Genomic DNA, 19,711 nt, shown 5'->3' on the forward strand with positions numbered 1-19,711 from the left:
TGCTCAGTCGTTGTCGTCCTGGCCAGCCTGGCCGGGTGCGACCCGTCGGGGCCATCTCAGGGTGGCGAAAAGGCGACAGCTGACTTGCTCACTCGGGCCGACCCCAGCCGTGGACGGACGCTCATCGTCGAGAAAGGCTGCGTAGCCTGCCACGTCGTACCGGGTGTGCGCGCCCCGGTGTCCTTCGTGGGTCCCCCGCTGGACGGCCTGCGTCAACAAGCCTATGTCGCGGGGCGATGGCCGAATAATGTCGAGACCCTGGTACGCTGGTTGCAGGATCCGCCCGCCATGAATCCCGAAACGGCAATGCCGAATGTCGGACTGACGAGCGAGGAGGCGGAACACATAACGGCTTATCTCCTCACCCTGCCCTGACCCGATGGAGGCGCGACATCATGAGTCGATGCAAGCTCGTCCTACTCGGCAGCCTCGCCGCCCTCGCGGTGACAGCGGCGGCCGTCGGCGTGGTGGCGATCCGCAACGGCTGGTATGACGTCAGCGCGACGCATAGTCATACGGCGCCTATTTATCGCGTGGTGGGTTATGCGCTGGATCGGTCCGTATCCGCCCGGGCCGCAGCCATCGAGATACCGGATTTGGCCGAGCCGGGCCGGGCGAAGCGCGGGCTGCAGATTTACGAAGCCCATTGCGTGCAATGTCATGGCGCGCCGGGCGTGGCGCCGCAGCCCTTTGCCATGGGGCTCAATCCGGCCCCCCCGCCCCTGGTGGCAAGCGCGCGGGAAAGGCCAGCGAATGAGATTTTCTGGATGATTCGTGAAGGCATCAAGATGACCGGCATGCCGGCATGGCGATATCGCCTGAGCGACGAGCGCATCTGGGATGTCGTGGCGTTTATGCGTACGCTGCCGGATCTTTCCCCTATGGCGTATCAAAGCACAGTCAACCAAACTCCCGAGTGGACACTGGCGGACGCTACGTCTGCGTCGAACACGGCAGGTAGAACAGCGGAAGACGAAGCGGGGGTGCGCGCGATCCAGCAGTACCTGTGTCTGACATGTCATATCGTCCCCGGGGGCACCGGACCGAGGCTACACGTCGGGCCCTCGCTGGAGGGAATGGCCGACCGCGCCTATATCGCGGGAACGCTACCCAACACCTTACCCAACATGCAGCGGTGGTTGCGCGAGCCGGAGAAGATCAAGCCCGGTACCGCCATGCCGAATCTGCACGTTACCGAGCAAGACGCGCATGATATGGCCGAATATTTGATGTCGCTGAAGTCGGCCGATTGAACGCGGTCTGACTCATACCATGACTCACACTGGTTGGGCGCGGAAAAGATAAAGGCGCCGTTCCTGTGACGGAAACGACGCCTGACACAAGCCTCAGCGCTTTAATGCCGACTAACCGCGACGTGCGCCGCCGCCACGTTGGCGTTGGCTCTGCTGGTCCTGGCCGGTTCCGATCTGCGAAGTGTGGCCGTCTTTCTTGCTTCGGTTCTGATTGTCGTTGTGACTCGCCTGCTGTTCGCGAGGCGTGTCGTCCGAAGTGGGCGCGGGTTTGCTCTGCGGTTCTTTCATGATGCTTCCTCCGAGTGTAGGCCCTAACGAGACGGCAACTGCCGTGCCCGAGCATGAGGAAAGCGGTACGAGCGGGGGAATAGGATGTTCGGAGGAAATCGCGTTAACGATCCCGAAACTCCTCATCGCATCGCCCTTGCACTACGGCCTTGAATAACGCTGCGATGGCACGTGCAAAGGCCTCGTCGAACCACGAGTTGGTGCCACTGTTTCCGGCTAACTTCGTCTTATTCTTTCCCAAAACGTCGGGCATTCTGACGCAACTTTCGGCATTGCCCTAGAGTCAATGGGGACAATGATCTAAAGGCAAAGTTTCCGATCGACGCCGCCTTGAGGGGCCTTGAGGGGCCTAGGGGCGACTGAGCGCCGAGGTCATCACGTCAAATCTTAAGCCAGTTATGCCATTCGACTTCAACTTGCAGAGAAAACGTATGCGTGCGGTCAGCACTTCTGAACTGAACAATGCCACCGGGGGAGAGTTACAGCAATACTTCGCCCCCCCCGGGCTGAATAATGGCGCGGGATAACATTTTGATTTCGTTCGCCAGCCCGACAGCTCCACTGACATTCACTTGAGAAATCGTGATGGCGAATCGGTATGGCGTCAGAACTCAGGTGTGGGTTTGGGCTGCCATATGATCGCTGCAGGCGTTGGCGCGACCGTCGGTGCGTTATCTAGAAACCCGCGCGCCGGGGCCGCTGTCAACGCATCCATCGATGAGGGGTGCAATCGCCTCGGTCATGCTTTACGCGACCGCCGTTGATCATTTACGTTGTCGCCGAATCATCTCAGGAGGAAGATCAATGAGCAGTCCGAGGGACTTTATCTTTGTCTATCGGGAACGGCTCATTGCCTATGCAATCGGCGGGTTTGTCATCGTCGCCCTACTACCGTTTAGCAGCCATGCAGCGGTAAAACCTGTGATCTCAGCGATTCTAAGGTGGGCCTGCGCCACTACTGTGATACAGGTCTGGATGAGCTTGATAAAAGTTTGGGATGACCCCAGCCTGACGTTTCTCGGGATATCAAATCGTCGGTTAGACTTCATTATCCTAGTGGCAGGCATTGTCATGACCGCTGTTGCATGCGTCCGGGGATCGCAGACTATGGGAACCTGGGGATGCCTTGTCTTACTTTTCTCGCTGGAAGGCAGGCTTTGTGAGCACGAGAGTGGGCGTCGATTCAAGTTGAAGCAACGTGTCCAATAGTGATCAACAAACACGCGTCGCTCGCAATGCGAGGGACGCGTCATCCGCCGGGGGCTCAGCTTTCTAACGATCCCGAAACTCCTCGTCGCATCGCCCTTGCACTACGGCCTTGAATAACGCTGCGACGGCACGCGCAAAGGCCTCGTCGAACCACGGGTTTGCGCCACTGACGCCCACCACGATTCCATCCTGGCAGACACTGCCCCAGACTGGCGCGTCCTTGGCATGTAAAAGATGCGGTTTCAGGGCCAAGATCTCGTGGCTGGACAGCCCAGTACGCCAACTCAATCGCGCCTTGCCGCGTGCGTAAGCGCCATAGTCCGCATCCCATTCCTCCGGATTACCAATGCTTTCTTCATAGAGGATCGCATTGGCGAAATCACAATCGGCGGGCGTGGCAAGCGGGTTCATGATCACCACGTGCAGAAATCCGCTTTCACCCACGCTTTTGATCGATAGGGAATTCTCAAGCATCGGCCGCGCCAACTGCACGGCTTGGACAGCCGCCTCGCGATCCCAGAAAGCGGCGATAGGTACGGTGGGCATGGGTAGGTTCCTTAACGCAAAGCAAATACGGAGCCTGCGCCGTAGCAAGGCGCGTACCTATCGCGACTGCTCCGCGTGCCGGCGCGAGCAACATACCCGGCCGCTCGTCCAATCGCGTATGAAAGAGAGGCGTGTCGCGCCCTGGTAGCGCTCAAGCGCTCTCTTCGCCTTCTTCCTTTTTTCGACGGGTGCGGGTGGCGGTTTTGCGCGCCGTTTTGCTGGCACGCTTGGCGGGCGCGGATGGCGCTTCACTGGCCTCCGTTTCCGGAACAGACGACGTCGTAGGTATGCTGTCCTGCGCCGCACTACGCGCTACTTTCGTGGATGCCGACGCACGCTTACGTGCGCGCGGGTTCTTCGTCGGGGCGGCAGGTGCGGCGGACTCGTTGGACAGTGCGTCGGGATTACGCGTGCTCGCAATCGAACCCATCACGGTAGGCGCAGCCACTGGAATCAAGCTTGGGGCGGCAGAGCCGGGAGAGCCAGATGCCGCTGGGGGCAGCGCTGCGGAAGCGCGGGGAGATCCGGATACCGTGGGTGGTACCGGTGCGGCAGCGGTGGACGGGATTTCCATTGGAGCGGGTGCGGGGGTTCCATGGGGTGCGGTTCCGACACGATCCACGGCTCCAACTCCATCTGAAGAGTCAACGGAATCCGACGCGGTTGCCCCTGCCAAGGCGTCAGAACGCTCGTCCACTACCGCCGACCGTCCCGATGCATCGTTTCGCGAACGGCGCCGACCCCGTGAACTTGACTTGCGTGGGGTCTCCGAGCCTTCCGGACTTTCCGAGCGTTGATCTGTGGTAGCTTCGACCGTTGCATTAGAGGCGGCTTCGTCGATCGGCGCGGGAATCGCGACCGGGCCGTCAAACTGATCGACTGGCACGCGTTCTGGAGCCCGCGCTTCCCTGGTTTCCCCGCCAGACGTCCCAGACCTGCGGCCCGCACCGCGCCGGGATTCTTGACGTGAATGATTGTCTCGGCCTCCCTGCGCCGTTACAGCCGCCGAGTCCCCGCCCGATTCCTCGGTCGAAGGCGACCCATTGCGGGTCACATACGTACTCGAATTTTCAGCCCGGCCGACTTCGAGCAGCCCGCGAGACTGGGCTTCCTCGAGCAGATTGCCGAATGCACGAAAACCGTAGTAAGCCTCGTTGAAGTCCGGTCTGCGGCGTTTGAGCGCATCTTTGAGCACGGAGGCCCAGATTTTTCCGCTGTCGCCACGCTCGCCCATGAGCGCCTCGAACGTTTCAGCGACCATTTCCACCGCCTGTGTCTTGCGGTGTTCCAACTCTTCCTTGCGCACGCGCTCTTCGTCCGGGCTGCGGCGCTGACCCGAATTGGCGGAGCCGCGATTGTCGCGTCGCGATTCGCTGGCGCGCTGCATTTCGCGAGCCAGATCGTCGTAGAAAATAAACTCGTCGCAGTTGGCGACCAGCAGATCCGAGGTGGATTGCTTTACGCCCACGCCGATGACGGTTTTATTGTTCTCGCGCAGTTTGGACACCAGCGGAGAAAAATCCGAGTCGCCACTGATGATGACAAAGGTGTTGACGTGCGATTTGGTGTAGCAAAAATCCAGGGCGTCCACGACCAAGCGGATATCGGCGGAATTTTTGCCGGACTGGCGTACATGCGGAATCTCGATCAGCTCAAAGTTCGCCTCGTGCATAGGCGCCTTGAAATCTTTATAGCGTTCCCAGTCGCAATACGCTTTCTTGACGACGATGCTGCCCTTGAGTAGCAGTCGCTCCAGCACAGGGCGAATATCGAATTTTTGATATTTCGTGTCGCGCACACCGAGCGCCACGTTTTCGAAATCGCAAAATAACGCCATGCTGACGTGTTCGCTGGAATTGCCCATGAGATCTCCAAGTGCACCTCATGACGGACTGCTGAGGTATATAGGCGCTATTTTGACACGTGTGAGCAATGCCGGCTGGAGAACGCCAGGGCGGCCATGACTATTCAGCCGCTTTTTCCGCCGGTTTGTGCTGCAAAGCTTGCAACGCGTCTAACAGTTGCAACTGCAGCCGGCTCAGCGCATCGGTTTGCGCGGCGATCTGTTGGTCTTTAACACGCATCTGTTCGCCCTGCTCCGCCACGCGCTGGTTAAGCTCGGCGAGCCTCTCCTGCAGATTCTGCTGAATCGTAGCGGCGGCGAGTTCTGTGCGCGCCTGTTGCGCTTCCAACGCTTTGAGCGTGTTCTCTTGTGCGGTGATTTGCTGTCGCGCGCGGGCCAAGTCTTGACGCGATTCGTGCAGCTGCGCCTCGCTCTGGCGGTGGGAATCGGCGGCTTGGGCGAGTGCGGCGGCATGCTCCTCCTCGCGCTGCGACGCCAGCTTGCGCGCCTCTTCGAGCTCGTCCTGGAGTTTGCGGGCGGTCTGGCGCTGCGCGTCCAAGTCGGTCAACCAACGGCGCTCATGGCTGGCATGGCGTTCCTCGGCCGCACGTAACTCGTCTCGATGGCGGCCTTGTAGCTGGTGCAGTTGTTCTTGCAGCGCGCGCTCGCGGTCAGCGGCTTCGGTCAAGCGTGTCTCTAGCGCCTGAGCTCTGGCTTCGCTTTGGGACAACTGAGCCGCCAAGGCCTGCGCACGATCCTGCGCAGCGGCGGCTTGTTCGCGCGCGCTGTAAATGGCGGCCTTCAGGTCGGTTTCACGCTGCTCGAGCCGTTTTTGCTCCGCTGCCAAATGGGCTTGCTCATTAGCCAGCGCCTCTCGTTCCTTGGAGAGTGCCTCACGTTCTTGAGCAATCGCCTCCTGCCATTGGGTACGCGCTTCGTTCATGGCCAAATCCCAGAAATGCTGCGCGGCCTGCGCGATGCTGTCTGGGATGGGTGCAGAGATGGATGTCGGCGCGCCGGTCAGTCGCTCGCCAAGCGTGCGAAACCAGGCCTTTAAATGCGGGCCCACGGTATTTGGCGAGCCACGACCCATATGCAGTCGCACCCGTTCGATGGTGGGCTGCTCGCCGGCTTTGAGCAGCGCGTCGGCCGCTTCCCACACATCTGATTGCTGAACGCCTATGGCCATGGTGACTTTCCAGATTCTCGTTGCGGTGGTGAACTAGAGGTTTAGGGCGGATAATTAAAAGTTATCCGATCTAAAACACGAAGTTCGTTATATTTATTACGTCTTATGTATTTTATAATACATATAGCGAACTTGTCCTGCTATGTATGAACAAAAACCCTACTTTTGGCCTTCTATCGCCCGGGAAAAATCCGGAGCCGGCGGTTCTTTATAAGGATCTTGGTCCCAGCGAGGCCTCGATCCGAGCGCTGCTGCGCGAGGGAAGTTCAGACAACACCCTCGCCTCTTATCGGTCAGCCATTCAGTACTGGATGTCGTGGCATGCGCTGCGCATGGGCGGACCTATGCAGCTACCCGTACCGGTCAACACCGTGCTCCAGTTCATTGCTGACCATGTAGAGCACATGGGCCCCGACGGCTTGCAACACGACCTGCCGCCCGAGGTAGACGCGGCGCTGGTTCGAGCGAAGGTCAAACAGAAACTCGGCCCTTTCAAGCTGGCCACTGTCCGGCATCGCCTCGCCGTCCTTTCCGAAGCACACGAGACGCAACAACTGCCGAACCCCTGCCGTCATCGCGCGGTACAGACGTTGTTGGATCGAGTACGCACCGCATACGCGAAACGCGGCCTGCGGCCAGCCCGCAAGGATGCGCTGACGAAAGCGCCTCTAGAACAAATCCTCGCTACCTGCGACGACTCGCTGATCGGGCTGCGTGACCGCGCCATGCTGCTATTCGCCTGGGCCAGTGGCGGCCGCCGCCGTTCCGAAGTGGTGCGCGCGACCATCGAGAACACGCGCCGGGTGCCAGAGGGATTTCTGTACACGCTCGGCTATTCAAAAACCAATCAAGAAGGAGCAGAACGCGCGGACAGCTACAAGCCCGTCGTGGGCAAGGCCGCGGCGGCATTGGAGGCGTGGCTTGCTGCTTCGGGCATTACCAGCGGACCAATATTCCGGCGCGTGCGTCGTGGCGGATTGATTGGCGAAGGCTTAAGCGCCGAGGCCGTGCGTCGCATCGTCAAGGCGCGGGCGGCGTTGGCGGGGCTGGAGGGCGACTACACCGCGCATAGCCTGCGATCAGGCTTTGTCACCGAAGCTGGGCGCCAAGGCAGACCACTTGGCGAAATCATGGCGATGACGAATCATGCCAGTGTGGCCAGCGTGGTTGGCTATCACCGAGCCGGTGCCGCGCTATCGTCCAAGGCGGGATATCTGCTCGATGAAGAATAGTCATGTGCGATAGATGGCAAGCCCGCGCGTCCAACGGCACGCGACTTGCTTACCCTGGTGAGGCGCCGCGATGGTGTGGCACTTTATAGGGAGAACCACATGAGCGTAAAAACCGTAGAAGATCTGTTTATTCACGAGCTTTCGGACATTTACAGTGCTGAAAAGCAACTGACCAAGGCGCTGCCGAAGCTGGCCCGCGCTGCGGAAGATCCCAAACTGGCCGAGGCCTTTACCATGCACCTGGAAGAAACCCAGGGTCAGATCGAACGTATTGATCAAGTGGTGGAGCTGACCGGCTTCCGTTTGAAGCGCATTAAATGCGCGGCCATGGAAGGCCTGGTCGAGGAAGGAAAAGAGGTAATCGATGAAGTGGAAAAAGGCCCGGTGCGCGACGCCGCGCTGATTGCTGCTGCACAAAAAGTCGAGCATTACGAAATCGCCAGCTATGGCACGCTTTGCGTGATGGCCGAGCAGTTGGGTCAAAAAGAAGCCGCCAAACTGCTGAAAGAAACGATGGCGGAAGAGAAAGCCACAGATGAAAAACTGAGCATGCTGGCGTTGAGCCAGACCAACGCGAAGGCGGTCAAGCAGGCGGCCAAATAAAAAGAGGGGCTGGTCATCTATTCGATGATCGGCAGAGCCTAGCCGGTTTGCCTATGCGCTAGCCGGCTGTTCGCTATGCAGAGTAGAAAGTCCGAGCGGAATCCGTGCAATCCTCATCCAAACGACTATCTCCTCTGCAGAAGAAGAAGCCCAGACTCCAACTAGCGAGTCTGGGCTTTTTTATATCACCGTAATATGAGCTGGCCCGGGGCCGACAGTTCAGCCTGCCATCGCGTCCTTACGCCCACTGCCGTTACGCCGGGTGCAAGCAGCCGGGCCACACCTCATCTCAATACCGACGCTTATTCCGCGTGAGCAGGCAGGCGGTGACCACCGCGCCGACGAGCGCAGCGATACCGATCGATTCCCACGCATGCCGATGCGCGCACTTGTCAGCGGCGCGCGACAGATTTCGTAAGCCCGTGCCCGCGGCTTCCTGCCAATCGGACGCGCTTGAGCTGACTTCGTTCCAATGCCGCTTGAGGCTGTCGCGTTTGGCCTCGATCTCGGCGCCGCCCACCGAGGCGGTACGGCGCAGCAATTCTTCCGTGGATTGCACCAGCCTGCTCAATGTGCCCTCGTGGTCTTTGTCGTGGTGTCTGTGCATATAGCCTCCAGCGTTGTCGCGACACGCGCAAAATGCGGTGCGCGCCACGAGGCCGCAAGCTGCGTGCCCGGCCGCGAACACCGCTTCCCCGGCTCGCGAGTTTCGCCACGGGAAAAGCTTCCCGACTAACCAGCCCACCATTGTTTGAGCGTGGCGCGCAACGCGGCCCCACCGGCGGCATCCTTCCTCAATGCCTTGATATACGCGCTGAACTGCTTGGGCGTGATGTGTGGAGGCAATGGCGGAATTTCGGGATCAGACACGACTTCGACCAAAGCCGGTCGATCAACGGCAAAGGCGCGATCCAGCGCAGCCGCGACCTGATCCGTATCGGTGACACGGATACCCTCCAGCCCCAGCAGCTTCGCATACTCCGCATAGGAAAAGTCCGGCAGACACTGAGAATCCGCAAAGCGCGGGTCGCCGCCCATGATGCGCTGTTCCCAAGTCACGAGGTTGAGATCGCCGTTATTGACAACGAGCACAACGAATCGGGGGTCATCCCAGTCTCGCCAACGCGACGACACGGTGATCAATACGTTGATTCCGTTCATTTGCATCGCACCATCGCCCACCAAGGCTACGGCGGGTCGCTGCGGATACGCTAGCTTGCCTGCCAACGCGTATGGCACGGCGCAGCCCATGGTCGCTAGTCCGCCCGAGACGGAGCCCAGCATGCCGGGACGCACATCCACATCCCGCGCATACCAATTGGTTGCCGAGCCGGAGTCGCAGGAGACGATGCAGTTCTCCGGCAGCCGTTTGGATAATTCCATGAATGGCAACTGCGGGTTGATGCGATCGCCCCGCGTCTGCGCGCGCGCCGTGACAACCTCCCGCCAGTGGGCGACTTCTTTCTCGATGCCGTGGCGCCAGTCCAGGTCGGTTTGTTGTTTCAGCAACGGCAGCAATGCGGCCAAGGTTTGCTTCGCATCACCGACTAGTCCGACCTCCACCGGATACCGCAGGCCGATCGAGCGGCCGTCCCGGTCAATCTGAACGCCAGCGGCCTGCCCTTCTGGAGGTAAAAATTCCGTGTATGGAAAAGTTGTACCGACAAGCAGCAAGGTGTCGCAGTCTTGCATCAAGCGCCAGCTGGGTACGGTGCCCAACAGGCCGATGCTGCCCGTGACGTACGGCAAATTGTCAGACAGGGCTGCCTTGCCCAAGAGGGCTTTTGCCACGCCGGCGCCCAGGCGTTGCGCCACCGCGGCCAGCTCGTCCGATGCGCCCAGCGCGCCTGCGCCGGCGAGGATCGCAACTTTTTTGCCGCGATTGAGCACGGCCGCCGCGTTGTGCAAGGCGTCCTCGTTCGGCACATGCGAGTGCGAGATCGCCCCAATGCCCGTGTGCATCATGCCTTTTTTGTGCGGGGGAGCCGGCACCGCCGGCAAGTCCTGCACGTCGTTGGGAATCACGATGCACGTGACCGCACGCTGCTCAAGCGCAATGCGCATGGCGCGGTCGATAAGATGCCGCGCCTGCTCCGCAGTGGTCATGACTTGCACGAAATCGCGCGCGACGTCTTTAAATAAGGCGGTCAGATCGACTTCCTGCTGATAATCGCCACCCAGACTCGCCCGTGCCTGCTGCCCCACAATAGCTACCACTGGCTGATGGTCCAGTTTGGCGTCGTAGAGTCCGTTCAATAAGTGGATCGCGCCCGGCCCGGAGGTGGCCAGGCACACACCGACTTGCCCCGTATATTTGGCATGGCCGCATGCCATGAAGGCCGACTCCTCCTCATGGCGCGACTGGATAAAGCGGATGCCGTGATCGCCGCGTTCGAACGCGCCCATGAGTCCATTGATGCCATCACCCGGGTAGCCGAAGATTCGTTGAATCCCCCACTCCGCCAGTCTGTCCAGCACGAAATCTGCTACGGTTTTAGCCATCTGAGCCCCCATGAGCGAATTGCGAGATGTTCAGGGGCCGCAACTTGTGTACCTAGGGAAGCGCTATGCGCGGCCTCCGCCCCGAATGGATGCGGCGGGCGACAGGTTGCGGGCTGGCCCGGACATTTGCCCGGTACAAGCCAGCCACGGCGTTCCACCCCACATATTGGCCTCGTTTCCTCCGGGCACGCAGCTTGCTCTGCATGGTGCGCGATCAAACCAGGAGACAGCATGCAACCACAGCGCGACGCCAGCGGTTTCACACTGAGGCTGCTGACAGTCAACACGCACAAGGGGTTTACCAGTTTCAATCGGCGGTTCATGTTGCACGACCTCAGAGAGGCCCTGCGCGAAGCATCGCCGGACGTTGTGTTTCTGCAAGAGATTGTCGGCGCGCACGAAGGGCACGCGGGCAGATTGCCTGACTGGCCCGCGCAATCACAATATGAATACCTGGCTGATACGCTGTGGTCGGATTTCGCTTACGGACGCAATGCCGTTTATCCGGAGGGTCATCACGGCAACGCGATTCTTTCGCGCTACCCAATTGAGAGTTGGAACAACCACGACGTCAGCGTCTCGGGCAAAGAGCCTCGCGGCGTCCTGCACTGCGTCTTGCGTCCACCGGAATTGCAGCAGCCCCTGCACGCGGTCTGCGTCCATCTGGGACTGCGCGAAGACCATCGTCAGCGGCAGCTCAAGCAGCTGTGCGAACTCACCCAGCTGCATGTCCCCAAAGACGAGCCGCTGGTGATCGCGGGCGACTTCAACGATTGGCGCAAACGCGCCGACCGCGCGCTGGCTCGCTGCCATGTCCGCGAGGTGTTCACGATGCACTATGGCCGCCCTGCCCGGTCGTACCCCGCCATCTGCCCGGTATTGCGTCTAGATCGGATTTACGTGCGAGGCGTGCGTGCCTCGCGCCCGGAGCCCCAGACCTCGCGCGTCTGGGCCCGGCTCTCGGACCATGTTCCGCTGACTGCGGAGATCTCGTTATGAATACAGGTTGGTACACAGGAAACACATTTGATCTGCTTGAAAATGGCAACGCCTTTTATCCAGCTGTCGAGGCCGCAATCGACCAGGCGCAGCGCGAAGTACTTCTAGAGACGTTCATTCTCTATGACGACCCTGTCGGACGGTCGCTGCAGAAAAAGCTGGTTGCCGCGGCGCAGCGCGGTCTGAAGGTCGTGATCTTGATCGATGGTTATGGCAGCGACCCGCTGACGAAAGAGTTCATCGACGAGCTTGTCGGGGTGGGCGTACGTGTTCACGTATTCGATCCCCGGCCACGGTTGATGGGCATGCGCGTGCATCTGTTTCGCCGCATGCATCGCAAGCTGGTGGTCATCGATGACGAGCTATCGTTCGTTGGAGGAATTAATTTTTCCGAAGACCATTTGGTCGAATATGGAGACCAAGCCAAGCAGGATTATGCGGTCCGCATTCGCGGGCCCTTAAGTCAAAACATTGCGGCCTTTATGCGCGCCACGGTACAGGGCAAACGCCTGCCTATCGCGCGCGGGCTGGGTCCCCTGCCGACGGAAGACGGAGCCGGACGGCTGGTCGTGCGCGATAACCAAAAGCATCGCAAGGATATCGAGCGGATGTATCGCACCTGCTTGCGTGGCGCGCGTAGCGATGTGCTGATCGCCAATGCCTATTTCTTCCCCGGCTATCGATTGTTGCGCGAATTGGCCAAAGCCGCTCGCCGGGGGGTGCGTGTGCGCCTCGTTTTACAAGGCGAGCCGGACATGCGCATCGCGCGGTTCGCGGCCACCATGCTTTACGACTACTTGATCGACTCCGGGGTGGAAATCTATGAGTATTGCCGCCGCCCGCTGCACGCGAAAGTCGCCTGCTTCGATGACGACTGGGTAACTGTCGGATCGAGCAACCTCGATCCGTTCAGCTTGGCCTTGAACCTTGAGGCGAATGTGGTGGTGCGGGATCGCAAACTCAATACCGCGTTACGGCAGCGCGTCGACCGGTTGATGCAGGAAGACTGCTCGTTGATTCCCCGCGCCGCGATGGCGACGCGCCGGCTACGACGCATGTGGGTGGGCGTGGTGGTCTTTCACATTCTCAGGCGGTTCCCCGCCTGGGTAGGCAGTCTGCCGGCCCACAAGCCGAAACTGCAGCGCGTCAAGCCCATGCCCGTCGAGACCGTGCAAGAAACAGTACAAGAATAAAGGACTCTCCATGCAAGCACTCACGATGAACAATGTCGGGCGACGCTGGTCACAGCTGCCCAAACGGACGCGCCGGTTAGTGCGGCGTGGACTGGCTCTATGCCTGCTGGCTGTCGTAGTGGGGCTGCTTTATTTCTTGGCACGCGATGTGGACTGGCCGGACGTCCGGCGCGCCGTGCGCGAGATGCCCAAAAGCCTCATCGCACTCGCGCTGGGCGTCGCCGTCGCGGCCTATTTCGCCTATGCCAGTATGGACCTGTTGGGCAAACGCTATGTCAAGCATGACATGCCCAACCGTAAGGTGCTGGGTTTTGCGATGCTGAGCTACGCGCTGAACATCAACCTGGGCACGATCATCGGAGGCTTTGGCGCGCGGTTGCGCTTTTATTTGCGCCTGGGTTATCGCAAATCCGTGCCGACCCGGGTAGCCCTGTTTTCGGCGATTTCAAACTGGCTGGGATTTGGGTGGTTGGCTGGCGCCGTGTTTCTTAGTGGCCTTGTGCCTTTGCCTGCCGGTACTCCTGGGGGTCAGGCGGGGCTACGTGTCGTCGGCGCGATACTCCTGGCGGTATCCGCGTTTTATGTTTGGGCGTGCTGGCGTCATCCCGGTCGCGCCTGGACGATCAAGCGCTGGCGCGTCGTGCTGCCGACGGTGAAGATGGCGGCGGGACAATGTATCGCGTCCGCCATGTCATGGGGTCTGATGGGCTTGGTTTTTTATGTGGTGTTGCAAGGCAAAATCCCGTATGCCGCCGTCCTGGGGGTATTGCTGTACTGCAGCGTCGCCGCCCTGATTGTTCGCGTACCCGGAGGACTGGGCACCACGGAAGCGCTCACCGCGGCGGCGTTGAGCAAATTCATGCCCGCCTCGGAAGTGATCGCGGCCGTGCTCGTTTATCGCGCCGTGTATTTTCTCATTCCTCTGGTCATCGCCTTGATTGCCTATGGGGTGCTCGAAATGAAATGGAGCGCTCAGAAGGCCCGATCGCGTCGCGCTGTCGGCTGATCTAAACAGGCATAGGCCTTGCTATGGGGAGTGTCATGACACCTACACTCAAACAATCTCCCGCCTGCGTGCTCGCCTATCCGCGACGTGCCGAAGCCTCCGAACATGAGGTCGCCTCGCAGTCGCGCATGGCCTCACTGCTTGCATCGCTACTAGGCTGCGCTGTACGCGAGTCGGCGGAGCCTGCATTGCCGGACTCTACCTATTACGTGCCTGACCATACCCTGGTCGCCAACCTCGACGACGTGGAGATATCCGATGAATCCCGGCTTTTTGGCGGGATCGTTCCACACGGTTTTGTCGCGACAAAGGCTGTAACGCATGGATTGTGGCAAGCGTCGTCGCAGGCACCGGCGGGATGGAATGCGCTTCTTGGTGGGGACTTGGGCGATGCCGTTCTGACCGGCTACACGGTCTTTACTCGAGACGACGCGCTCTCGGCCGGACGCGCGCTACTGCAACGCGGGCCAGTCCGGCTTAAGCCCATCTATGCGAACGCGGGCCGCGGGCAGTGTGTGGTGGAAGACGCGACCGCTCTGCAGCGTGCCATTGAAGCGTCGGACGCTGAAGGCGGCCTCGTGCTCGAAGAGAATTTGACAAACGTGCGCACGTTCAGTGTCGGCTGGTGCCGCGTCGGGCCACACCATATCGCGTATACCGGTACGCAGTGCCTGACGCCGGACAATCAGGGCGAACTCGTCTATGGCGGGTCGTCGTTGCGATGTGTACGAGGCGACGTACACACGCTCGCAGGCATGTCGGCCGATGCTGACATGCGTCGCGCTGCGCAACTGGCCGTGCAATACGATGCGGCCGTTAACCGGGCGTATCCAGCCCTGATTGCTTCTCGTCGGAATTATGACGTGGTGATCGGGCGCGATTATGATGGCCAAACGCGCCTCGGGGTGCTCGAGCAATCATGGCGCGCCGGCGGCGCAAGTATCGCCGAGCTATCCGCGATGTTGTACTTCGCCCAAAATGCCTCCGCGAGCGAGGTCTATGCCTACACGTGCGAGGAATATGGACCACATCCACGCCCGTTTGCGGAAACCCATTTGGTCTATTCGGGCGAGGATAGCCGCGTGGGCTGGATCACGAAAACCGGCGGGATTGGTAAAGGGGGCACGGATGGCGCACAGTGATGTAATCCAAATCCCGGTGGCCGATGAGCGGCTCGATGCCACCCTGCTCACGCCTAGCAGCAAGATTCCAGGGGTGCTGTTCATCCACGGCTGGGGTGGCAGTCAGACCTTTGACCTCAAGCGCGCGGCCGGTATTGCGGGGTTGGGCTGCGTTTGCTTGACCTTCGACCTGCGGGGCCATGCGGCTACTGAAGACAAGCGCGAACTCGTTTCGCGCGACGACAATCTCCACGACATCATGGCTGCGTACGATCGCCTCGCGGCACACCCGGCCGTCGAGAACGGTGAAATTGCCGTGGTTGGCAGCAGCTATGGCGCGTACTTGGGGGCCATCCTCACGGGTTTGCGTAAAGTGCGGTGGCTGGCCCTGCATGTGCCCGCACTGTATCGCGACGACGAATGGTTCAAGCCCAAACATCAGCTTAATCGCGAGGTGTTACGCAGCTATCGCAGCAGCTACGTCAGCCCTGAGGAAAATCGCGCGCTGGCGGCATGCGCCACGTTTGCGGGCGACGTACTCATTGTCGAGTCAGAGAAAGATGACTTTATCCCCCATTCGACCATCATGAGCTATCGCTCGGCGTTCCGGCGCGCGCATTCCATGACGCATCGAATCATCGACGGCGCCGATCACGCCCTGACTGAAAAAACTGCGCAACGCGCCTATACCTCGGTGCTGGTCAACTGGATTACCGAAATGGTGATGGGCGCACGGTCGGGGCAAAGCCCCGTCCTGCGCGTCAGCCTTTGAACCCTTGTCTTGATATCAACCACCATGACACCACGCGCTACCGCCAGATTACAGCTCCATGCCGATTTCCCCTTGGACGCGGCACGCGCGCAGATCGACTACTTCGCCGCCTTGGGCATCAGCCATTTGTACCTGTCCCCGGTCACGCAGGCGCGCCCCGGGTCCAACCATGGCTACGACGTGCTGGATCCCACATGCGTCAGTCCCGAACTCGGCGGCCACGCCGCCTTGCAACGCCTGGCCGAAGCCGCGCGCGCGCGGCGTATGGGGCTGATACTGGATATCGTCCCTAATCATATGGCTGCCGACGCCCGCAACCCATGGTGGCGCGATGTATTGCGCCATGGCCGTGGCAGCGCGTATGCCGCCTTCTTCGATATCGATTGGTCTGTGTATTCAGGCAAGGTGCTACTGCCGATTTTGGGCCAGCCATATGAAGACGCACTGCGCGCGGGTGAAATTCGCCTGGGCAAACAAGATGGCGTGCCAGTCGTACTGGCGGGTGGGCAAGCGCTGCCTGTCTCCGGAATGCCAGATCCCTTGGAACTGGTGCGCTACACCAGCGCGCCCGATAGTCCGGAGAGTTTCGCATTCCTCGATGCGTTGCTACAGCAACAACATTATGAACTCGCCTATTGGCGTCGGGCCGCGGCCGAACTCAACTGGCGTCGTTTTTTCGAAGTGACCGAACTCGTGGGCCTGCGGGTCGAAGATCCCACGGTCTTCAAAGCCGTCCATGCCTTGCCCCTTTCGCTCTACAAACAAGGCATGGTGGACGGCCTGCGCATTGATCATGTGGACGGGTTAGCCGAGCCGGGCGCCTATTTGCGGCAGTTGCGTGACGCGATGCGCGAGGCCGTATTTGATCGCGAACCGTATATCGTCGTGGAAAAAATCCTCGCCCCGCAGGAAGCGGTGGACCAGCGCTGGCCGGTGGAGGGCACTTCCGGTTATGACTTCATGGACGATGTGGGCGCGCTGCTGCACAACCCGGCTGCCTGCCGACCGTTGCAGGCGCAATGGCAGCAGTATGGCGGAGATTCCACCCGCCTGAAACGCCAACTGCAGGACATCCGCGCGCATTTGCTTAGCCACAATCTCGTAAGCGAGCGGCGCACCTTGATGCGCGCATGGAACCGCCTGACATCCCTGTCAAGCGCTGACGAAGCCGACTGGGACCGTGTTATCGGAGCCTGGCTCGCCGCATTCCCTGTCTATCGGAGCTACGCCGAGGATGGCGGGGCGAGTACATCCGACCATAGCTACTGGGATGAAGCCGCTCGCGGCGCGCGCGCGCTACTGCCTGAATCCGATCGCCCTAAACTGGCGCAATTTCTATCCTGGCTCGCTACCCCGCCCGCCCCGGACGGACGCAGCGCTCTCAAGCGCCTGCAACAAGTAACGCCAGCACTCGCCGCGAAGTCACTTGAAGACACCTTGTGGTATCGCCATGGCGCCCTGCTCTCGCGTAACGAAGTCGGCGCATGGCCTCAACGCTTTGCGCTTGGAGCAGGCGGCTTTCACGCAAGGAACCGATGGCGCGCGCGACATCAGCCATTGACCATGCTGGCCACCGCCACGCACGACCATAAACGCGGCGAGGACGCTCGCGCGAGACTCGCGGTGATCACCGAGGTCCCGCAGTACTGGCACGCCGCAGCGGATACATTCCTGGCGTTACTGCCCGAGAACGCTTATACGCAGGCGGATCGGTACATGCTGCTGCAGACCTTGGTGGGCGCCTGGCCGGCTCACTGGGCCAGCGACGACATAGACAACATTGATTCGCAAGAGCTCGACGAATGGTTGACGCGTGTGCGCGCCTGGCAGCGCAAGGCCTTGCGTGAAGCCAAACAGCACACCACCTGGACAGATCCGGACAACGAATACGAAGCGGCCGCACAAGCCTGCATCGACATCTTGGACCCTGAATCCGGCGATCCCGATGCACTCCGAGCCCTCGCGCGCTTGGCGACCTCGTTAATCGCACCCGGCCATATCAATAGCTTGGCTCAGACGCTGCTGCGCAACACGACGCCCGGCGTCCCGGACCTGTATCAAGGCACGGAACTATGGGACTACAGCATGGTGGATCCGGACAACCGCCGACCGGTGGACTACGGGCTACGTCGCGCCCTGCTTACTACCGGGAGTCTCGCGGAACCCTCGCCACGGCACTGGCAAACAGGTGCAGTCAAACAAGCTTTGATTCATCGTGCCTTACAGCTGCGTGCGGCGGACCCCGCCATATTCCGGGGGCCCTATCGTCCGCTATGTGCAGTGGGCCCTCGCGCGGCCCATGTGGTGGCGTTCTTGCGCGGATCCGGGCGGCACGTAGCTCTCGCCGTGGCCCCGCGCCTGTGCGCGTGGCAAATCGCTGGCTACGCCCGCGGCGATGCGCAAGCAGCGCGACATTTCTGGGAAGGAACGAGTCTACGATTGCCACATTTACCAGGTATGGTGTGGCACGATTTGTTGGCGGAACGGGGGCTGTCACTTGGACCGGACGGTCACATCGAGTTGGCAGATCTGCTAGAAAATTGGCCGGTGGCGCTATGCGCCACCAGCGAGGCGATTAGCGCTATATCCCACCCGTCACGAGCATAACGATCAGGATGATCAGCAGCACGCCCACGACGCCGCTGGGGTAGTAGCCCCAGCTGCGGCTATAGGGCCAGGCGGGAATGGCGCCAACCAAGAGCAAAATCAAGAGCACTAGCAATATCGTAGACATGATGTTTTCTTCTCCTTCGAATCAATCCGACCGCGTCGGACTCGTCCGACTCTGAGCAATCTGCATGCCTGAGCCTCGGCCGCATTAGGAACAGCAGTTGCTGAAGCGAGGAGCCCAGCCCGCGTGCGCTTGCGCGGGCGTGTCGCGATACGTTGAGGAGAACCCGATGACCGATCGATCTCATGAACAGCAGGCCGATGCCACCGCCAGCCGGCAAAAGGACATCCAACGCGAGCAAGACCGTAAAGACGCTCAGCAGTCCCAGCAAAAGGATTCCAAGTCGCCGGTGCAAGCCGGCGACCCCCAGCAGCCTGAACCCCCGCAGCCTCCCCAGCATCAAGAAAAACCCGGCATTGAAGCCGACCTCGACCCCGCGCCGCGCTACCGCGCCCCGGGCTATCGGGGCAGTGACAAGCTAAAAGGCAAAGTCGCGCTCATTACAGGTGGCGATTCCGGCATTGGCCGGGCCGTTGCCGTGCTCTATGCTCGCGAGGGCGCTGATGTGGCTATCGTTTATCTCAGCGAAGACCAGGACGCGCGCGATACAAAGAAAGCGGTCGAGGCTGAGGGCACGCGTTGCATCACAATCAGCGGCGACGTGCGCGATTCGGCGTTTTGCAATCAAGCCGTCGAAGACACCGTCAAAGCCTTTGGCAAGCTCGATATCCTCGTGAATAACGCGGCGTTTCAGGAGCATGCGGCGTCTATCGAAGACATCACCGACGAGCGGCTTGATGAGACTTTGCGCACGAATATTTACGGGTACTTCTACATGGCCCGCGCCGCGGTGCCCCACTTGCCCGAGGGCGGCTGCATCATTAACACGGGATCCGTGACAGGTCTTCGTGGCAGCCCACAATTGCTCGATTATTCGTCCACCAAAGGCGCCATCCACGCATTCACGCGATCGCTTGCGTCGAATCTGATCGATAAAGGGATACGCGTGAACGCCGTGGCCCCGGGGCCGGTATGGACGCCGTTAAATCCGGCGGACCGGCCGGCCGAGGGCGTGAAGAAGTTCGGCGCGCAAACGCAGATGGGCCGCGCAGCGCAGCCGGAAGAGCTCTCGCCCGCCTATGTGTTTCTGGCCGCGCCTTGCTGCTCCAGCTATATCACGGGGATCGTGCTGCCCATCACTGGCAACGCGGGCGATTGAACGGCCGAGGTCGCCGCGAGTACACATAGGACAGGCCCCTACCCGAGGCATGCGGGGACAGGGCC

Annotated in this window: 18 protein-coding genes; 11 read left to right on the top strand and 7 right to left on the bottom strand. The window is 60.6% G+C overall.

The genetic code is table 11. From position 1 onward, the window contains the following. Positions 1–84: 84 nt before the first annotated feature. Positions 85–375, top strand: a complete 291-nt coding sequence (locus GOQ25_RS19620) for a cytochrome c family protein (RefSeq protein WP_236844621.1) — start codon at positions 85–87, stop codon at positions 373–375. Between the two features lie 20 nt (positions 376–395). Continuing rightward, complete coding sequence (locus GOQ25_RS16975) at positions 396–1,253, top strand: c-type cytochrome (protein WP_160351657.1); 858 nt, start codon at positions 396–398, stop codon at positions 1,251–1,253. A gap of 111 nt (positions 1,254–1,364) precedes the next feature. On the opposite strand, the gene GOQ25_RS19425 is transcribed toward GOQ25_RS16975, so the two are convergent. The 4 genes from GOQ25_RS19425 to GOQ25_RS16990 all read right to left on the bottom strand — a co-directional run bounded on the left by GOQ25_RS19425 (position 1,365) and on the right by GOQ25_RS16990 (position 6,328). Next, a complete protein-coding gene (locus tag GOQ25_RS19425) occupies positions 1,365–1,541 on the bottom strand; it encodes a hypothetical protein (protein ID WP_202109516.1) in 177 nt (58 codons plus the stop codon). Between the two features lie 1,272 nt (positions 1,542–2,813). Continuing rightward, positions 2,814–3,296 (bottom strand): hypothetical protein, encoded by a 483-nt coding sequence (locus GOQ25_RS16980; RefSeq protein ID WP_160351658.1) that lies wholly within the window; start codon positions 3,294–3,296, stop codon positions 2,814–2,816. 151 nt (positions 3,297–3,447) lie between these two features. Continuing rightward, positions 3,448–5,160 carry an NYN domain-containing protein gene (locus GOQ25_RS16985; protein WP_202109517.1) on the bottom strand — a complete coding sequence of 571 codons (1,713 nt, stop codon included), beginning with the start codon at positions 5,158–5,160 and terminating at the stop codon, positions 3,448–3,450. A gap of 100 nt (positions 5,161–5,260) precedes the next feature. Beyond that, complete coding sequence (locus GOQ25_RS16990; protein WP_160351659.1) at positions 5,261–6,328, bottom strand: DNA-binding protein; 1,068 nt, start codon at positions 6,326–6,328, stop codon at positions 5,261–5,263. A 248-nt stretch (positions 6,329–6,576) separates the two neighbouring features. Between GOQ25_RS16990 and GOQ25_RS16995 the strand changes: the two genes are divergently transcribed. Together GOQ25_RS16995 and GOQ25_RS17000 are read left to right on the top strand one after the other, a co-directional pair. Then, on the top strand, positions 6,577–7,560 hold the full coding sequence (locus tag GOQ25_RS16995; RefSeq protein WP_160351771.1) for a site-specific integrase: 984 nt from the start codon (positions 6,577–6,579) through the stop codon (positions 7,558–7,560). Positions 7,561–7,659: 99 nt separating this feature from the next. Further along, positions 7,660–8,163: a ferritin-like domain-containing protein gene (locus GOQ25_RS17000; RefSeq protein ID WP_160351660.1), complete on the top strand. Its 504-nt coding sequence runs from the start codon at positions 7,660–7,662 to the stop codon at positions 8,161–8,163. A 289-nt stretch (positions 8,164–8,452) separates the two neighbouring features. Here the strand turns inward: GOQ25_RS17000 and GOQ25_RS17005 are convergent, their stop codons facing one another. After that, a complete protein-coding gene (locus GOQ25_RS17005) occupies positions 8,453–8,770 on the bottom strand; it encodes a YqjD family protein (protein WP_160351661.1) in 318 nt (105 codons plus the stop codon). A gap of 125 nt (positions 8,771–8,895) precedes the next feature. Next, the gene (locus GOQ25_RS17010; RefSeq protein ID WP_160351662.1) at positions 8,896–10,665 is read right to left on the bottom strand and encodes a thiamine pyrophosphate-requiring protein; all 1,770 of its coding nucleotides are present in this window, start codon (positions 10,663–10,665) and stop codon (positions 8,896–8,898) included. A gap of 231 nt (positions 10,666–10,896) precedes the next feature. Here GOQ25_RS17010 and GOQ25_RS17015 point away from each other — a divergent pair, with 231 nt between their 5' ends. Genes GOQ25_RS17015 through treY form a run of 6 tightly spaced genes read left to right on the top strand, consistent with a single transcriptional unit; the run spans position 10,897 to position 18,363 of the window. Continuing rightward, entirely contained in the window at positions 10,897–11,664 is a 768-nt protein-coding gene (locus tag GOQ25_RS17015; protein ID WP_160351663.1) for an endonuclease/exonuclease/phosphatase family protein, read from the top strand. After that, entirely contained in the window at positions 11,661–12,857 is a 1,197-nt protein-coding gene (gene clsB / locus GOQ25_RS17020; RefSeq protein WP_160351664.1) for a cardiolipin synthase ClsB, read from the top strand. The genes GOQ25_RS17015 and clsB overlap by 4 nt, the downstream gene beginning before the upstream one ends. Positions 12,858–12,867: 10 nt before the next feature. Next, complete coding sequence (locus GOQ25_RS17025) at positions 12,868–13,863, top strand: lysylphosphatidylglycerol synthase domain-containing protein (protein WP_236844622.1); 996 nt, start codon at positions 12,868–12,870, stop codon at positions 13,861–13,863. A gap of 35 nt (positions 13,864–13,898) precedes the next feature. Further along, entirely contained in the window at positions 13,899–15,005 is a 1,107-nt protein-coding gene (locus GOQ25_RS17030; protein WP_160351665.1) for a DUF3182 family protein, read from the top strand. Beyond that, positions 14,992–15,756: a S9 family peptidase gene (locus GOQ25_RS17035; protein WP_160351666.1), complete on the top strand. Its 765-nt coding sequence runs from the start codon at positions 14,992–14,994 to the stop codon at positions 15,754–15,756. The genes GOQ25_RS17030 and GOQ25_RS17035 overlap by 14 nt, the downstream gene beginning before the upstream one ends. 24 nt (positions 15,757–15,780) lie before the next feature. After that, on the top strand, positions 15,781–18,363 hold the full coding sequence (gene treY / locus GOQ25_RS17040; protein WP_160351667.1) for a malto-oligosyltrehalose synthase: 2,583 nt from the start codon (positions 15,781–15,783) through the stop codon (positions 18,361–18,363). On the opposite strand, the gene GOQ25_RS17045 is transcribed toward treY, so the two are convergent. Next, the gene (locus GOQ25_RS17045) at positions 18,338–18,490 is read right to left on the bottom strand and encodes a DUF3309 domain-containing protein (protein WP_160351668.1); all 153 of its coding nucleotides are present in this window, start codon (positions 18,488–18,490) and stop codon (positions 18,338–18,340) included. The two genes, treY and GOQ25_RS17045, sit on opposite strands and share 26 nt — an antisense overlap. 166 nt (positions 18,491–18,656) lie before the next feature. On the opposite strand from GOQ25_RS17045, the gene GOQ25_RS17050 reads away from it, so the two are divergent. Continuing rightward, positions 18,657–19,646 carry an SDR family oxidoreductase gene (locus GOQ25_RS17050; protein ID WP_160351669.1) on the top strand — a complete coding sequence of 330 codons (990 nt, stop codon included), beginning with the start codon at positions 18,657–18,659 and terminating at the stop codon, positions 19,644–19,646. The last annotated feature ends 65 nt before the right edge of the window (positions 19,647–19,711 follow it).

The organism is Bordetella sp. 15P40C-2, assembly GCF_009763235.1.
In the GTDB taxonomy this organism is placed as follows: Bacteria; Pseudomonadota; Gammaproteobacteria; order Burkholderiales; family Burkholderiaceae_B; genus Bordetella_A.

What these genes read in the sequence shown, in the direction of transcription:
- treY (WP_160351667.1), top strand. Translation starts at nt 15,781, where the DNA reads ATGACACCACGCGCTACCGCCAGATTACAGCTCCATGCCGATTTCCCC.
- GOQ25_RS17005 (WP_160351661.1), bottom strand. Translation starts at nt 8,770, where the DNA reads ATGCACAGACACCACGACAAAGACCACGAGGGCACATTGAGCAGGCTG.
- GOQ25_RS17030 (WP_160351665.1), top strand. Translation starts at nt 13,899, where the DNA reads ATGACACCTACACTCAAACAATCTCCCGCCTGCGTGCTCGCCTATCCG.
- GOQ25_RS17050 (WP_160351669.1), top strand. Translation starts at nt 18,657, where the DNA reads ATGACCGATCGATCTCATGAACAGCAGGCCGATGCCACCGCCAGCCGG.
- GOQ25_RS16985 (WP_202109517.1), bottom strand. Translation starts at nt 5,160, where the DNA reads ATGGGCAATTCCAGCGAACACGTCAGCATGGCGTTATTTTGCGATTTC.
- GOQ25_RS16990 (WP_160351659.1), bottom strand. Translation starts at nt 6,328, where the DNA reads ATGGCCATAGGCGTTCAGCAATCAGATGTGTGGGAAGCGGCCGACGCG.
- GOQ25_RS17045 (WP_160351668.1), bottom strand. Translation starts at nt 18,490, where the DNA reads ATGTCTACGATATTGCTAGTGCTCTTGATTTTGCTCTTGGTTGGCGCC.
- clsB (WP_160351664.1), top strand. Translation starts at nt 11,661, where the DNA reads ATGAATACAGGTTGGTACACAGGAAACACATTTGATCTGCTTGAAAAT.
- GOQ25_RS17010 (WP_160351662.1), bottom strand. Translation starts at nt 10,665, where the DNA reads ATGGCTAAAACCGTAGCAGATTTCGTGCTGGACAGACTGGCGGAGTGG.
- GOQ25_RS17000 (WP_160351660.1), top strand. Translation starts at nt 7,660, where the DNA reads ATGAGCGTAAAAACCGTAGAAGATCTGTTTATTCACGAGCTTTCGGAC.
- GOQ25_RS17035 (WP_160351666.1), top strand. Translation starts at nt 14,992, where the DNA reads ATGGCGCACAGTGATGTAATCCAAATCCCGGTGGCCGATGAGCGGCTC.
- GOQ25_RS16975 (WP_160351657.1), top strand. Translation starts at nt 396, where the DNA reads ATGAGTCGATGCAAGCTCGTCCTACTCGGCAGCCTCGCCGCCCTCGCG.
- GOQ25_RS16980 (WP_160351658.1), bottom strand. Translation starts at nt 3,296, where the DNA reads ATGCCCACCGTACCTATCGCCGCTTTCTGGGATCGCGAGGCGGCTGTC.
- GOQ25_RS17025 (WP_236844622.1), top strand. Translation starts at nt 12,868, where the DNA reads ATGCAAGCACTCACGATGAACAATGTCGGGCGACGCTGGTCACAGCTG.
- GOQ25_RS19425 (WP_202109516.1), bottom strand. Translation starts at nt 1,541, where the DNA reads ATGAAAGAACCGCAGAGCAAACCCGCGCCCACTTCGGACGACACGCCT.
- GOQ25_RS17015 (WP_160351663.1), top strand. Translation starts at nt 10,897, where the DNA reads ATGCAACCACAGCGCGACGCCAGCGGTTTCACACTGAGGCTGCTGACA.